Source organism: Rhizobium sp. YS-1r (assembly GCF_000757525.1).
GTDB lineage: Bacteria > Pseudomonadota > Alphaproteobacteria > Rhizobiales > Rhizobiaceae > Neorhizobium > Neorhizobium petrolearium.
The window spans coordinates 130,282-144,622 of record NZ_JPYQ01000055.1 but is presented as its reverse complement, the minus strand read 5'-3'; the positions used below and the strand labels follow the sequence as shown (position 1 = coordinate 144,622).

13 protein-coding genes are annotated in these 14,341 nt (G+C 61.2%); all 13 read right to left on the bottom strand.

Annotation, left to right across the window (positions count from 1 at the left end; genetic code table 11):
* Positions 1-2: 2 nt before the first annotated feature.
* Positions 3-884: an IclR family transcriptional regulator gene (locus JL39_RS23545; protein WP_037156532.1), complete on the bottom strand. Its 882-nt coding sequence runs from the start codon at positions 882-884 to the stop codon at positions 3-5.
* A 35-nt stretch (positions 885-919) separates the two neighbouring features.
* Positions 920-1,939, bottom strand: a complete 1,020-nt coding sequence (locus tag JL39_RS23540; protein WP_037156530.1) for a TRAP transporter substrate-binding protein — start codon at positions 1,937-1,939, stop codon at positions 920-922.
* A gap of 47 nt (positions 1,940-1,986) precedes the next feature.
* Positions 1,987-3,828: a TRAP transporter large permease subunit gene (locus JL39_RS23535; RefSeq protein ID WP_052183108.1), complete on the bottom strand. Its 1,842-nt coding sequence runs from the start codon at positions 3,826-3,828 to the stop codon at positions 1,987-1,989.
* A 330-nt stretch (positions 3,829-4,158) separates the two neighbouring features.
* Complete coding sequence (locus JL39_RS23530; protein ID WP_037156527.1) at positions 4,159-4,965, bottom strand: SDR family NAD(P)-dependent oxidoreductase; 807 nt, start codon at positions 4,963-4,965, stop codon at positions 4,159-4,161.
* Between the two features lie 103 nt (positions 4,966-5,068).
* Complete coding sequence (locus tag JL39_RS23525) at positions 5,069-6,079, bottom strand: amidohydrolase family protein (RefSeq protein WP_037156525.1); 1,011 nt, start codon at positions 6,077-6,079, stop codon at positions 5,069-5,071.
* Between the two features lie 18 nt (positions 6,080-6,097).
* Entirely contained in the window at positions 6,098-6,874 is a 777-nt protein-coding gene (locus tag JL39_RS23520; RefSeq protein ID WP_037156522.1) for an ABC transporter permease, read from the bottom strand.
* Complete coding sequence (locus tag JL39_RS23515) at positions 6,871-7,686, bottom strand: ABC transporter permease (RefSeq protein ID WP_037156520.1); 816 nt, start codon at positions 7,684-7,686, stop codon at positions 6,871-6,873. Before JL39_RS23515 ends, JL39_RS23520 begins: the two co-directional genes overlap by 4 nt.
* The gene (locus tag JL39_RS23510; protein ID WP_037156518.1) at positions 7,683-8,477 is read right to left on the bottom strand and encodes an ABC transporter ATP-binding protein; all 795 of its coding nucleotides are present in this window, start codon (positions 8,475-8,477) and stop codon (positions 7,683-7,685) included. The genes JL39_RS23515 and JL39_RS23510 overlap by 4 nt, the downstream gene beginning before the upstream one ends.
* A gap of 60 nt (positions 8,478-8,537) precedes the next feature.
* Positions 8,538-9,518, bottom strand: a complete 981-nt coding sequence (locus JL39_RS23505; RefSeq protein ID WP_161784795.1) for an ABC transporter substrate-binding protein — start codon at positions 9,516-9,518, stop codon at positions 8,538-8,540.
* 67 nt (positions 9,519-9,585) lie between these two features.
* Positions 9,586-10,872, bottom strand: a complete 1,287-nt coding sequence (locus JL39_RS23500) for an MmgE/PrpD family protein (RefSeq protein WP_037156514.1) — start codon at positions 10,870-10,872, stop codon at positions 9,586-9,588.
* Positions 10,869-11,924 carry an aminopeptidase P family N-terminal domain-containing protein gene (locus JL39_RS23495; protein WP_037156512.1) on the bottom strand — a complete coding sequence of 352 codons (1,056 nt, stop codon included), beginning with the start codon at positions 11,922-11,924 and terminating at the stop codon, positions 10,869-10,871. The genes JL39_RS23500 and JL39_RS23495 overlap by 4 nt, the downstream gene beginning before the upstream one ends.
* The gene (locus JL39_RS23490) at positions 11,921-13,033 is read right to left on the bottom strand and encodes a Xaa-Pro peptidase family protein (protein ID WP_037156511.1); all 1,113 of its coding nucleotides are present in this window, start codon (positions 13,031-13,033) and stop codon (positions 11,921-11,923) included. The genes JL39_RS23495 and JL39_RS23490 overlap by 4 nt, the downstream gene beginning before the upstream one ends.
* Before the next feature lie 11 nt (positions 13,034-13,044).
* A partial coding sequence (locus JL39_RS23485; protein ID WP_161784802.1) for a hydantoinase B/oxoprolinase family protein occupies positions 13,045-14,341 on the bottom strand: 1,297 nt, incomplete at its 5' end.

Here is a 14,341-nt window from a genome sequence, read left to right as displayed (position 1 = left end):
TTTCAAACACGTTCGGGCGTTCGGGGCCGCGCCGGCTGCCGTATGGTTTGCGTCACGGGCTTCTGGGAACTGAAGAGCGTCCGCAGCTTGCTCTGCACCCGTTCCACCTCCTGCCGCAGCAACCCGGCAAGTTCCTTCTGGCGCTCCTCACCCATGCGGCTGTCGATCGCCGCAATCGACAACGCGCCGGCAAGCCGCCCGTCCGGCAGCAGGATCGCCATGCCGATACCCCAGGAATTGGCGATCACCCGACCCGGGTTCAATGCATAGCCAGCTTCCCGCGTGCGGGCGACGTCTTCGCGTATGGTCTCCGGCGAGTATCCCGGATACTGGACCGCGATAACGCTTTCGATCCTGCCGACGATCGCCTCCACTTCCGAATCCGGTAGAGCCGCCAGCATGGCGAGCGAGCCGGCACCGATCCCAAGCGGGTTCTGGTCGCCGGTCAGCAACGCGTGGGTACGTACCGGATGCGTGCCCTCTTCGCGATGCAGGCAGACGGCATAGTCGTCCCGGCGCATCGAGACAAAGCTCGTATCCGCAGACAGTCCGGAAAGCCGTTTCAGGCTTTCGCCTGCCATTTCCAGCAGACCATGCCGGCGTGAGGCCAGCATGCCGAGCACATAGAGTTCCCCGCCGAGATAATAACGGCGGCTGAGCTCATCCTGTTCAAGGAGGCGGGACCGCATCAACGCCATGAGAAGGCGCCGGGCAGTTGGTTTGTTGAGACCGCTGTCGGCAACGACGTCACTTAAGGCGACTCCCTTTTCTGCCCCGCGCCCGACGATGGAAAGAAGCTGTAACGCCCGCTCCACTGCCTGCGCGCCGGAACCGGAAGCGACTTCATGCCGAAGACCGGGTAGGTTTTCGATCATTTCCTCCATCGACCGCTTCTCTCCCATACCGCGGCGAACGCCAATCAGCTCAACGACTTGCCGATAGCCTTTTCGAGGATCGCCCAGGCTTCATCGCCGTATTTAGCCTTCCAGTCCTTATAGAAGTTGGCGCTGCGCAGTTTTTCCTGGAAGAGAGCGCCGTCCGGCTTGTTGAACTTCATGCCCTTGCCTTCCAATTCCGCCTGGACCGTGGCGTTGAGGCCCATGACATCCTTGCGCTGCAACTCGGCGGCGGCGTTGAAATGTTTGGCAACAATATCTTGTAGGTCTTCAGGCAAGGATTGCCATGCACGACGATTCAGCAGGATCCAGAAACCGTCCCACATATGGTTCGTCATCGAGACGTATTTCTGTACTTCGTAGAGCTTTGCCGTCGTCAGAATCGCGAGCGGGTTTTCCTGGCCGTCGACGATGCCGGTCTGCAGTGCGGTATAGGTTTCGGCGAAGTTGATGGACGCGGGCGCCGAGCCGAAGGCCGTGAACATCGAAGTCCAGAGAGGGCTCACCGGCACGCGAATCTTGAAGCCTTCGAGATCCTTCGGCGTTTCGATCGGCCCCTTGGACGAGGTGATCTGGCGGAAGCCGTTGTCCCAGATTTTTTCGAGCGTCAGCAGGCCCTTCTTTTCGATCTCGCCACGTACATACTTGCCGAGCTCTCCGTCCATGGCGGGCCAGACCTGATCGTAGCTGGGGAAAGCGAAGCCGACGCCGTTGAGCGATGCATTCGGAACGAGTGTAGAGAGGATGATCGGCGAAAGGCTGAACATTTCGACGCCGCCGGACCGAACCTGGTTCAACATGTCCGTATCCGCACCGAGCTGGCTCGACGGGAAGATATTGATCGCCATACGGCCGCCGCTCTCCTCCTGGATCTTCGCGACCGCCTCCTTGGCGCGGATATTCATCGGATGGGTCAGCGCCTGGTTGTTGGCGAATTTATAAGTGAATTCGGCTGCATTGGCCGGACGCGTGCGGATCGAAAATGTCGTGGCGAGGCCGGTCGTGGCGGCGCCTAGAAGAAGCGTTCTGCGGTTGACGTTCATGAAATCCTCCTCCGATTTCAGTTCCCGGGTTTATGATCTCACGGCCTTCAGAGGAAAACCGTCGAGAAGGTGGGCACGGCTGCGATCACCAGGAGGCCGATCATCAGTGCGCCGATATAGGGCCAGATGGCCTTCATGGCCTCATCCGGCGAAACATTGCCGATCTTGCAGGCGATATAGAAACCAATGCCGATCGGCGGGGTCATAAGGCCGATATTCATCGCCGTCACGACCACCATGGAATAATGGATATCGTTGATCCCGAGCGAGCGGGCGACCGGGAACATGATGGGCGCCATCAGCACAATCGCCGGAAGTCCTTCCAGCACACAGCCCAGCACCATGAAGATCAGGATGGAAACACCCATGAATGTCATCCAGCCGCCCGGAAGTCCCTGAACGGCTTCCACCAGCTGCGCGGCAAAACCCGTCTGGGTCAGAGCCCAGGCCATGGCGGAAGCAGCGCCCAGGATCATCAGGATCGCGCCGGAAAGTGCCGCCGTTTCCACCAGCATTCCATAGAGCCGCTTCCGGCTGATACCGCCGTAAAGCACCATGCCGATGATCATCGCATAGAGCACCGCTATCGTCGAAACTTCGGTCGCGGTCGCAATACCCTCGCCGACGGCGGTGCGGATCAGGAAGGGCAGGACAAGTGCCGGCGCAGCAACCATCAGCGTCTTCTTGATGACGGTAAGCGGCGCCCGGCGCACGCCTTCCATGGCTTCATGTCTGGATTTCCAACGTGCCAGCACCGCAAGCACCAGCAACAGCACCATGGCGATCGCGAAACCGGAGGTGAAGAGCCCGGCAATCGAGACGCCGGCTGCAGACCCCAGCACGATCAGCACGATCGAAGGCGGCACGGTTTCCGCCATCGCAGCGCCCGTCGCCAGAAGCGCTATCATTTCCGGCGGCTTGTGGCCACGGCGTTTCATTTCCGGAAAGAGTGCCGGTGCGACGGTCGCCATGTCGGATACCTTCGAGCCGGAAATACCGGAAACCAGAAAGAGCGAACCGAGCAGCACATAGGACATGCCGGCTCGCACATGGCCGAGCAATGAGGCCAGGAATTCGACGATCGCTTTGCCCATGCCCGTCGCATCGAGAATGCAGCCGAGCAGCACGAAGATCGGCACCGACAACAGGATGATGCTCGACATACCCTCGTCCATACGACCGATCATCACGAAAACCGGCACGGAGGTGGTGAATGCGAGGAAGGCCAACGTCCCGAGCCCAAAGCAGAAGGCGATCGGTACGCCGAGCACCAGGAACAGCGCCACCAACCCGACAAGAAAGATCGGGATATTCCAGTTGCCGATCTCTCTGAGACCAGGACCGATCAGCCAGAGCAGACCGGTCACGGCGGCAATGACCACGACGGAGACGGCGATATGCCTGATGCTGGAGCCTTTGAACGCATTGACGAGCGCCAGAACCAGCATCAGCGCCACGCCAACCGGCAGCGCGGCGGCGCGATAGCTCATCGGGATGTTGAGTGCTGCCGAGGTGATGAAGGATTCCTCGATCGCATATTCATAGGCCGGTCGCAGCATGGCACCCAGAAAAACAGCCACCAGCAGCATGCTGAAAGTCCCTGCCAAAGCCTGCACCCTCTCCGGCAGCATGCCGACAAAAAGCGTCAGCCTCAGATGTTCGCTGCGATCGACTGCCATCGCCGCACCCAGCATCGCAAGCCAGAGGAAGGAGATCGACGCAACCTCATCGATCCAGATAATGGGAAAGGAGAAAATGTAACGGGAAATAACGCCGGCCAGAAGCAGCCCGATGATCACGACGAGCAAAACCGCAGCAATCGCCTCGACGGGCCGCATCCAGGCGGAACCGGTCTGCTGAGGCGCCACACCTTCGAGGCCCGCGAGCAACGACGCCTCGTCTACGGGCTCGATCGTGTTATGGGCTGCTGTCACGCGTCATCCTCCTCTGCTGCGCGCTGATCGCGCAGGCTGAAGGACTTAGCTCCGGAATGATCGCAGTCTCTACCGCAAAAGACGAATGCATCCTCCCCGATGATTCGCCCCTTTTCCTCCCGACGGCAGGCTCCTCCAGCCATCCGCCCTGAACCATACTATGGATCACAATCCTCTTCGGATTATGGGAGTTTGCGTAACCCATCGAGTTTAGGCAAGTCCAAAAACGCCCGAACAATGAAAAAATTGCCGAATCGATCCACATTGTGGAATAGCCAATGACTCTCAGGAATTTACACTCCCGGAAACCGTGATATGCAACCCGCCATCAACCGGCAGCTCGATGCCGGTAATATATTTCGCTTCATCGGAAGCCAGGAAAACCGATGCCCAAGCGATGTCCCAGCCGTCTCCCTGCCGCTTCATCGGTGAAAGCGCATCCCGTTTCGCTTTCATTTCCTCAGCCGAACCATAGTAGCCGCTGATCTGCTTCTGGATATGCGGCGTATCCATAACCCCCGGCAGGACGGCATTGGCTCGGATGCCCTTGGCGGCATATTCGACCGCGACCGCGCGGGTGAAATGATTGAGCGCAGCTTTCGATGCATAATATGAAACGTATGGATAACCGGTCCACCGGATGGAAGCGAGCGACGAAATATTGATGATCGCGCCGTTTCCCTGGCGCTCCATGATCGGCAGAACTGCCTTGCAGGTGAGAAATGCGCTGGTGAGATTGACGTCCATCACCCGCCGCCAGCTCTCTTCGGTGGCCTCCGCAGCACCGCCCGGCGCATTGATGCCGACATTGTTGTGCAGCACGTCGATACGCCCGAAGCGTTCCATGGTCTTCTCGACGACAGCCGCGATGTCGGCGGATTTGGTGACATCGGCGGCCAGTGCCAGACCCGTTCCACCTTCGGATTCGATGACATCGAGCGTATTCTTCGCAGCATCGAGATTGACGTCGACGCAGACGACGCTGCCGCCCTCGCGGGCATAGGCGACGGCCGCAGCCTTGCCGTTCCCGAAACCTGGACCGGCCGAGCCGGCGCCGAACGCGAGAACGACCTTATTCTTCATGCGATCCATAAATGCTCCTCCAGACCGCCCTCCCGGCGGTCTGCGGCAACTTACGATGAGCTCGCCATCCGGTCCATGTTCAATGACGAACAGATCATGTGCAGAAATGCAATCAGGCGGCAGCCGCAGCCGGCATCTTCAGTCCGAGGATACGCACGGCGTTGTCGTGAAAAATTTTTTGCTTCACCGCCGGCGTCATTTCTATCTCCTCGAGCAGCTTCAGGCAGACGGCCGGATCCCAGCAGGGATAATCGGTGCCGTACATGACGTTATCCGCGCCGAAATATTCGATCGCAAACTTCATGCCCGCCGAGTGCGGCGAGACGGTATCGGTGAACATGCGGTGCAGATAATGGCTGACAGGCTTGGGCAGGCCGGCGGTCCCGGAATTCTTGTCCATGCGGCCTGACTGATAGGGCAACGCACCGCCCGTGTGCGACATGACGATCTTGAGGCCCGGATGCCGTTCCATCATGCCGGAGAGGATGAGACGCGAGGCCGCAGCGCTCACCTCCATCACGCGGCCGAGGCTCAGATGCAGCGCATCGTTATACCCCTGCAGGAGATCGGCGAAGACCGCATCGGTCGGATGCAGGAACATCGGCAGGCCGAGTTCCTCGACCCTGCTGTAGAACGGCTCCAGCCGCTCGTCATCGATCATGCCTTCCTTGCCGACGCTTCCCGGCAGGTTGACGCCCATCAGTCCGAGCCGGTTGACGGCATCGTCCAGCACGTCGATCGCTACCCTGGTATCGACCAGCGGCACGGCAGCGGACGCCCAGACACGACCCGGATAGCGCCGTTGCGCCCAGGCCATTTCCTCGTTCCAGGCGAGCGCAGCATCACGCCCCTCCTCAACCGACAGCTCGGAAAAATAGACCGATAGCGGGCCGATCGAGCAGACGACGGAAATGTCGTGGCCGAGGCTGTCCATATAGCCGAGCTCTTCATCGAGGTCGAACCACTCTTTCCAGCTCGCCACCGTCCCGCGCCGGCGGTTGGCACCGTGGTAGGTATAACCACCACGCGCATTCACGACGGCCTTCGGATAGCCTTCGCGCTTAAGAAGCGGCTCGAAAATCGACCGCGGCCACCAGTGGAAATGGGAATCGATGATCTTCATGGGCTTATCCTCGGATGTTCAGCGGGCGGTATCGATACGCCAGGAGTCGGTCCTGGATTCCAGGAACGACAGGATCTGGGTCAGGATGACGCCGAGCAGGATGACGATGACGATCGACACCATCATCTTGGTCGTCTGCATGAGCTGGCCGTAATAGGTGATCGCGTAGCCGAGCCCGGCATTGGCACCGAAGAGCTCGGCCACCACAACGCCCGTCAGCGCGCGGCCGACGCCGAGGCGAAGACCGGCCATCATCACCGGCACGGAACCCGGCAACGCGACCTGCAGGAAGATGTCGAACGGTTTCGCCCCGAAGGAACGGGCGGCCTTGGCAAGATCGCGGTCGGTATTCTTGATACCCGACAGGGTGTTGGCATAGATCGGCGTCAGCGCGAAGAGAAAGGCGATCGCAATGATCGTCGGCGTGCCGTAGCCAAGCCAAGCCACGAAAAGCGGATAGAAGGCGACGGTGGGAGCTGAATATTTGAACCAGATGAAGGGTTCGAGTGCTGCCTCTACATCCGGGAACCAGCCGGCCAGCATGCCGAGCACGATGCCTGCCACAGTCGCAAGCCCCATCGACCACGCGAAGCAATAGAGCGTTGCGCCGACATTAGCGGCGACCTGACCGTCCTCGAACTGAACGATGAACTCCGCCCAAACCTGGCTCGGCGTCGAGATGAAGAACGGATTGATGAACCCTCCGTCAACAGCGATCTGCCACAGGACAACGATGCCGATCATGGACAGAGTTCCGAGGAACAACGCCTGGCGGCGATAAAAGAGCTCGATCATTTCGACCTCCAGTCGCGAATCTTGTTTTCCACCGAACGGACCATGATGGTCAGCGTGTAGCCGAAGGCGCTGACGATCAGCGCATAGACCAGCAGGCGGTCGATGCGCATAGCCTGGCCGTAGAGATTGAGCTGATAGCCGATGCCGGCCTGCGACACGAAAAGCTCGCCGACGACAACGCCAAGTACGGCGCGACCGACTGCCAGCCGGATGCCCGTCAGCAGCGCCGGCAACGAACCAGGCACCAGAACGCGGGTGAAAATGTCGAACCTGGACGCCCCGAACGAACGCGCCATACGAAGGAGCCGCGAATCGGCTTCGCTCATGCCCGCCATGGTGTTCAGCACGATCGGAAAGACTGCGCCCAGGAAAACCACGGCGATCTTCGGCGCCATGTCGATGCCGAGCCAGATGACAAGGATCGGCAGCAGCACCAGCGTCGGCGCGATATAAAGTGCCATCAGCGGCGGATCGATCAGATAACGGGCGGTTTTCGACGTGCCGAGAAGCACGCCGAGCGGGATAGAGACGACGATCGCCAGCGCGAAACCGGCAACGAACTCAGTCAGGCTGATGCGGGCATGATAAAGAAAACTATCGTTCCGGAAGATATCGAGCGCCGCGAAGAAAACTTCCGTTGGCCTGCTGGTGAAGCGACCGTTCACCCACCCCATCGAGGGCGCTATCTGCCACAGGATGAGGAACAGGAGAACCGCAACGAGGCCAACCACCGTCGAGCGTGACGGCCGCAAGAAGGAAAGGGAAATCTGCCGGGTTTCCGCCGGTGCGGCGGTCATTTCTGCCGATCTCATGCGACCTCCTGTACCAGCTGCATGCTGGACATATCCTCCGCAAGATGGGCACGCAGCCGCCTGCGGAGATTGTTGAAGTCCTCGCTGTCGAGCACGGCCTCATCGCGCGGACGTGGCAGATCCACCTTGATGACTTCCTTGATATGTCCGGGGTTGCGGCCCATCACCACGATCTTGTCGGCAAGGAAGATCGCCTCGTCGATATCGTGGGTGACGAACAGCGCCGTCTTCTTGTCCCGCTCCCAGATGCGCAGGAGTTCGGTGCCCATGATCTCGCGGGTCTGGGCGTCGAGCGCCCCAAACGGCTCGTCCATAAGAAGAACTTCGGGATCGACGGCAAGCGCGCGGGCAATGTTGACGCGTTGGCGCATGCCGCCCGAAAGCTGGTGCGGATGATAGTCGGAGAAACGACCGAGACCCACGAGGCGGATCATCTGCATGGCCCGTTCGTTCAGGTCTCCGCCATTCCAGCGCTGCATCTCGAGCCCGAACTTGACATTACCGCGGACCGAACGCCAGGGCAGAAGTGACGCTTCCTGAAACACAACGGCACGATCGGGACCAGGCCCGGTAACCTCCTTGCCATCGATCCGGATCGAACCGCGCGACAGATTCACAAGCCCGGCCGCCGCCATCAGGAGCGTGCTCTTGCCGCAACCACTGGAGCCGACGATGGTGACAAATTCGCCCTTCTCGATCGACAGCGCTACATCATCGACCGCGGAAAACACCTCGTTGCTTTTTGGTTTCCGGTAATCGATCCCGAGATCGCGGATTTCAATCTGCGCCACTTCCTGCCTCCTCCTGGAGCAGGCTTTCGCCTGCTCTTGCCATACTATCATACAAAAGATTTACGGCTTCCATTCGTTGTAGGTGTCGTGGAATGTCCCGACCCAGTATTTCTCGACCGGCATGGGCTCCTTGTAGGTGCCGTTCATGATGCCGATGTCCCAGAAGGTTTTCATGCCGACCTCGCTCGGCATACGGCCGTCTTCGAAGATCTCATCGATGAAATCGTCATAGCCGCGGTTCAGATACTTCTCTTCAAGGCCGAGCTTGGAAGCCAGAAGCTTGACCGACTCGTCCTTATTCGCTTTGGCCCAGCGGACCGCCTTGGCAAAGCCGCGCAGCACGGCCTTGATGGCGTTTGGATCGTTCTTGATGAAGTCCTCGCGCGCATAGAAGACGTGGAAAGGGAAGTCCGGCGCGATCGACTTCTGCTGCAGAACCAGGTTGAAACCACGATCCGCCGCCATGAACTTTTCCGGCGTCGCAAAGATATTGACTTCGAGCTGACCGGCTTCCATCGCGGCAAGGCGCGGAACCGAGCCGCCCCCCTGCACGATCTGCACGTCCGTCTTCGGATTGATGCCCTTGGTCGAAAGCGCATATCGGGTCAGGAAGTCGGTGGAGGAACCGAAGGTCGAGATGCCGAAACGCTTGCCCTTGGCTTCCTCGAGCGTCTTGATCGACGGCACGGCATACCAATCGAAGACCGCCATGTTGAAGCCGCCATAAAAGACCTTCACGCCCTGGCCAGTCTCGACGCCGACCAGCGCTTCGGAAAAGGCGCCGACGCCGATATCCACCGCACCGGCAACCATGCCGCGCACTAGTTCCGTACCGCCCTTGAAGGCGACGACCTTTACGTTGACACCCTCTTCCGTGAAGAAGCCCTTGGCATCGCCGACGTAGATCGGCAGCAATGTCGAAGTGTTGAGCGGCAAGCCGATCGTGATGTCCTTTTTCTCGATCGCCTGCGCGCTTGCCCCGCTCCAGGACAGCACGGTAAGAGCCGCCGCCGTCGCTACAATTCTCAGAAATTTCAGCATTCTCTCCTCCTTGTGCGATGCCGGCACTCCCTGCGGCATCTGTTTTTCGTAAATTCCAGGGTCCCCTTCAGGCTGCCTCGCTCCTCGGGAAAGAGGCATCCGTAAGCTTCATGAGGAGGCTGCGAGCCTCCTGAACAGCCACCTCGTCGGCATTCGCAAGCGCGGTCTTAAGCCGCTGCAATTGCTGCGCCGTCGCGGCGGAAAGGCTTTCGATCTTGCGGTCGAGCATCACCTGCGCGCGCTCACCGGAAGTCTGCGGCCAGATGGCCTCGCGTGTCTGTCCCTTTTCCGAAACGACAACCCGCGCTGGCCAACCTTCGCCAGCGAGCGTGTCATCGGCCGTGATCGTGACGCGCTTGGCAAAGGCCAGGACATCCGCATTGAAGGCGTGGGCGCGATCCACATCCATCAGCCGTGCCGGCTCGAAGGCGGCAATACCGAGCTGCAGGCCGAGATGGGCGATGGTCGACAAACGATCTTCGGTCACAAGCGGCCGGCTGACGACGGGTGCTGCGACCGGCGGCAGAAAAACTTCGACGCTGTCGACGGCGCCGGCATCGACACCCTTTTCCAGCAGGTGACGGAAAGCCTGGATCGCATTGACGCTCTGGCGGGCGGAGACGAAAGGCTTCATGCCGACACGCGCGATCGCCAGCGGATCGAGATGGCTAGGCTCCAGCGCTACGGCTGCTGCCGCCTGCCCCTTCATCCAGCCTGGAGATAGCAGATTCAGATCGCCCTTTACTCCCGCCTTGGCAGCAAGAGCGGCGCGGATGCCCTTCAATGTTGCCTCGCCGATCACCAGCCAGCGCGCCGACGGCATGCCCGAAGGACGACCGTTGCGGCCTGAACTGCCGGCCATCGATAACACCAGCGCCTGGGCCACCTGCTCTTCGGAAAGACCGAGCGCAATCGCCGCACTGACCGCCGCCACGGCAGGCGCCGCGAACAGGCCCGGCCAGGTTTCCGGCAAGGCCGAAACGCCGCCAACCGCTTCCGAAAATGCCACGCCCACGGCGTGACCGGCGGCAACCGCCTTCACATACGCAGCATAGTCCCCCGCAAAAATCAGCGCTGCCGGTACCGCCATGGGATCGGGCGTCGCACAGGAGGGCACATGGATGGCGTCCCATTCCGTGAAGCGGATCACCGCCGACGCGCCCGCAGCAGAGGAGACTGCGTCGCCGGTGCCGGTTTCGCGATAGAAGGCGAGAAGTGAGGAACCTTCCCTCGAACCGGCGCCGGCCGCCAGACATGCGAGCGCGTCGACGGTATGCAGGCTCACGAGATCGCGGAGCTTCTGGTCCCCGCCATCGATCACCGAAAGAATGGAAACGAGATCACGTGCGTTCATTCGGCCGCCTCTCGTCGCCATGGATCACCAATCCCGACCGGCCGCGCGGCAACGATCGTCTCGCCGTCCAGGGTAAAGGCCGTCGTCAGGATGCCGTACGGCACCGGTGCGGCGAGCGGCTTCTCGGCATCTGCGATGATCTTGAGCGGCCGCGTGCCGTAGGGCGCTTCGAGATGCCAGTCGATGAGCTTGGCCCCATCAGGCACATAGAAAGCCGAGATCGAACCGTCGGCCGGATGGGCGGAAGAAGCCCGGTCCATCTCCACGCTCACGGAGGCAAGGCGCGCCGCGATTTCGGAAACGGCTGAGAAGGTTTCTATGCGGCGGACCCAGATGCCGTTATAGGCGACCGAAAGGCGCACCGCGAAGGTGCGGCCGAGTTCCGCCTTGCCAGTGCGGATGAAACGGCGATCCTTGGAAGGATCCGGCGCCACGGCGACGTAGCATTCTTCGGCGCCGGCAAGCCGCACGGCTCGCTCGACCGGACCGGTGAAATCGCCGGCAAATTTCGAAGTTGCATCACCGGCCTTGAAGGCCTCGCGGGCGATCCCATCCGTCAGGCGCACAAGATTGAGTTCCGCTCCATCGACCTGACAACGCACTTTGGTGAAGAGGTCGGTCGCATCGGAAAGCTCGACCGGCAGGACCGAGGCAATCTCTTCCACAACACCACCCGGCATGCGGTCTAGTTCGATCACGCCGAGGCGTCTGGCGCCCACCTTGGCCAGCCGCTCGCCGGCTAGTTTTCCGGGGAAGGGCGAATGCGCCACTTCGAATGTGGGGGCCACAGACTTCACCCATTCGCCGACGCGCTTCGAAAGCGCCGTCAGGAAGATCGGCAGGCCTTCGCGCAGCACCAGAACCAGCCCGTCCGACCAGTAGGGCGTGAAGCCGGAAACCCAGGTGACGCCAGCCGAACGTACATGGTTGGTGTAGATCAGGACGCCATCCAGGCCGGCTGCGATGATCGCCTGCTGCAGGCGGACCCGCCGCGCCTTCACGTCGGAAAGCGAGAGTTCGTCTTCGCGCCAGAGGATCAGACCATGTCTCATGCCGCAACCCTCTTCGCATCGACGGAGAACAGCTGGCGCGGCGTTGTCGTCAGGATTTCCGGCCCATCGGCGCGGACGATCAGCGAGTCGCCATGCACGAAATAGCCGATCTCGGGATTGTAAGTGTTCGGGTGTACGATCAACGACATGCCTTCCTCGATCACTGTATTCACGTCTTCGAGGATATGCGGTTTGGTATCCGGGAAGAGGCCGAGACCGTGACCGCGCACGCGGGTATATTCGCTGGTCACATATTCGCCCAAACCGTGGGCGCGAAAAATGTCGTTTTCAGCGCGAGCGATATCGGCAGCGGTGACGCCCGGCCTTACCGCTGCAAGCCCGGCTTCGAGCGCGTCGTTATAAATACCGAAGACCTTGCGCTGCGCTTCGTTCGGCTCGCCCACAACCAACGTGCGGCAGATCTGCACGTAATAACCGTTGACGCAAGGGGTGAGCTCGGTCGTCACCAGATCGCCGGGCTTCAGGATCTTTCCGAGCGGCGGCGCCATGCCGCGCACTTCCGGACCACCGACACCGATGATCATGAAATTGTCGTCGACACCTTCGTTGCGGAAGAAGGATTCGATCTCCGCGATCAGTTCGTAATCTTTCTTGCCGACGGCAGCGGCACTGCGGAACACCGAGTAACCCTCGTCAGCCAGACGGGCCGCGCTGCGCACCGCATTTAGCTCGTCGATGGACTTCACCATCAGCAGCCGGTCGAGCAGTGCCGTCGCATCCTCGAAGCGCAGGTCGCCGCGCCGGGCGGCAAGTCCGTAAGGCAGATGACGCTTCGGACCGGCGGCGATGCGGCTGTTGCCCAGCCGGGCGATGACGTCCGACACCGTGCCGATCAGATCGTTGGCAATCGAGGTCTTCACCTCCGGGCATTCGACCGCAGCACGCTCGCCTTCAAGTTCATCGTCGAGATAGAGCGTCACCTCACCGTCGCGGGTGACGACCGCCAGCCCCTCGCCCTCCAGAATGCCGAAATCGGCGGCATAACGCAGGTAGTCGTTCTGCCAGGCATTGCCGTAGAGCACGAGGCCATCCAGCCCCGCATCCACCATCGCCTCGATCAACCGTTTCTTGCGGATTTCGCCGATCATCGTCACGCTCCTCAGCCGTTTACCGCGATGCGGCGCGGCTGGGCAGGCTCGTCGTACCCATAGTCGCGGACCGCCGCTTCCGGCGATACGAGGCCGTTGGCGAGATCCTCTTCCAGATCCGAGCGAGAACGGTTGCGCGGATCGCCATAGCCCCCGCCGCCGGCGGTGAGGAAGGTGATGCGGTCGCCCGGCTTGAACTGTACGTCGGTCGCCTTGTGAACCTTCTGCTGCGTGCCGTCGGCCCGGTCGATGATCGCGAGGCTGATCTCGCCAGCCTTGCCGCCATGCAGGCCCCAGGGCGGGGTGACGGTGCGGTCGAAGTTGATATTGCCGCGGCAGGCGCGCAGGCAGCGATAGGTGAGCTCGATGCCGAGCCCTCCCCGATGTTCGCCGGCGCCGCCGGAGTCCGGACGCAGGGCGTGCTTCTCGACGATGAACGGATACTTGATCTCTTGCAGCTCGACCGGCGTGTTGCGCACGTCGCCCTGGCAGACAGAGACGGCCGCGGATTCGCCGTCCTCATGCGGACGGCCGCCCCACCCGCCGCCGAAGATGTTCATCAGCAGGAAGCGAGAGCCGTCGTCGTAGAAGCCGAAGAAGGAGCAACCGCCCATATCGCCCTTGTGGGCGGCCGGGATGATCTCCGGCACGGCCGGCGCCAGGGCTTTCAGGATCGTGTCGATGACGGTCGGCAGCGCGATGCTCCACTGGCCGAGCGCCGCCGGCGGACGGGCCGAGAGGATCGTGCCATCCGGCAGGTCGACATTGAGAGCGCGGAAGCAGCCTTCGTTGACGTCGAGTTCGGGCGAAGTCAGCGCCTTGAAGGCGACGCGGGCCGCTGCAATGCCGCCCGAACGACCGGAGTTCAAGGGGCCGTTGACCTGCGGGTGCATGCCGTGGAAATCGACGGTGATGGTCGAGCCGGACACGATCACCCTGACGGCGATCTTCAGCGGGGTCGCCAGATCGCGGCCGTCATTGTCGAGATAGCTTTCAGCCGAATAGGTGCCGTCCGGAATACGCTCGATGACCTGGCGGACCGCCTTGTCGGCATGGTCCCAGATGGTTTCGACGCAGCTTTCCACCACACCGCGACCGTAACGCGCGATGAGCTCGGAATACCGCTTGGCGCCGATCTGGCAGGACGCGATCTGGGCGCGCAGGTCGCCGAGGCTGGCATCCGGATAACGGATATTGTCCTGGATGATCTGGTAGAGCGTGTCGTTCAGCTCGCCCGCCTTGTAGATCTTCAGGGACCGCATCTGCAAGCCTTCGGAGAAGATGTCCGTCGTCGCATTGGAGCCGAAA

Excerpts from the sequence above, each read along its gene's own strand:
- JL39_RS23540 (WP_037156530.1), bottom strand. The coding sequence starts at position 1,939 with ATGAACGTCAACCGCAGAACGCTTCTTCTAGGCGCCGCCACGACCGGC.
- JL39_RS23545 (WP_037156532.1), bottom strand. The coding sequence starts at position 884 with ATGGAGGAAATGATCGAAAACCTACCCGGTCTTCGGCATGAAGTCGCT.
- JL39_RS23495 (WP_037156512.1), bottom strand. The coding sequence starts at position 11,924 with ATGAGACATGGTCTGATCCTCTGGCGCGAAGACGAACTCTCGCTTTCC.
- JL39_RS23490 (WP_037156511.1), bottom strand. The coding sequence starts at position 13,033 with ATGATCGGCGAAATCCGCAAGAAACGGTTGATCGAGGCGATGGTGGAT.
- JL39_RS23530 (WP_037156527.1), bottom strand. The coding sequence starts at position 4,965 with ATGGATCGCATGAAGAATAAGGTCGTTCTCGCGTTCGGCGCCGGCTCG.
- JL39_RS23520 (WP_037156522.1), bottom strand. The coding sequence starts at position 6,874 with ATGATCGAGCTCTTTTATCGCCGCCAGGCGTTGTTCCTCGGAACTCTG.
- JL39_RS23525 (WP_037156525.1), bottom strand. The coding sequence starts at position 6,079 with ATGAAGATCATCGATTCCCATTTCCACTGGTGGCCGCGGTCGATTTTC.
- JL39_RS23505 (WP_161784795.1), bottom strand. The coding sequence starts at position 9,518 with ATGCTGAAATTTCTGAGAATTGTAGCGACGGCGGCGGCTCTTACCGTG.
- JL39_RS23515 (WP_037156520.1), bottom strand. The coding sequence starts at position 7,686 with ATGAGATCGGCAGAAATGACCGCCGCACCGGCGGAAACCCGGCAGATT.
- JL39_RS23500 (WP_037156514.1), bottom strand. The coding sequence starts at position 10,872 with ATGAACGCACGTGATCTCGTTTCCATTCTTTCGGTGATCGATGGCGGG.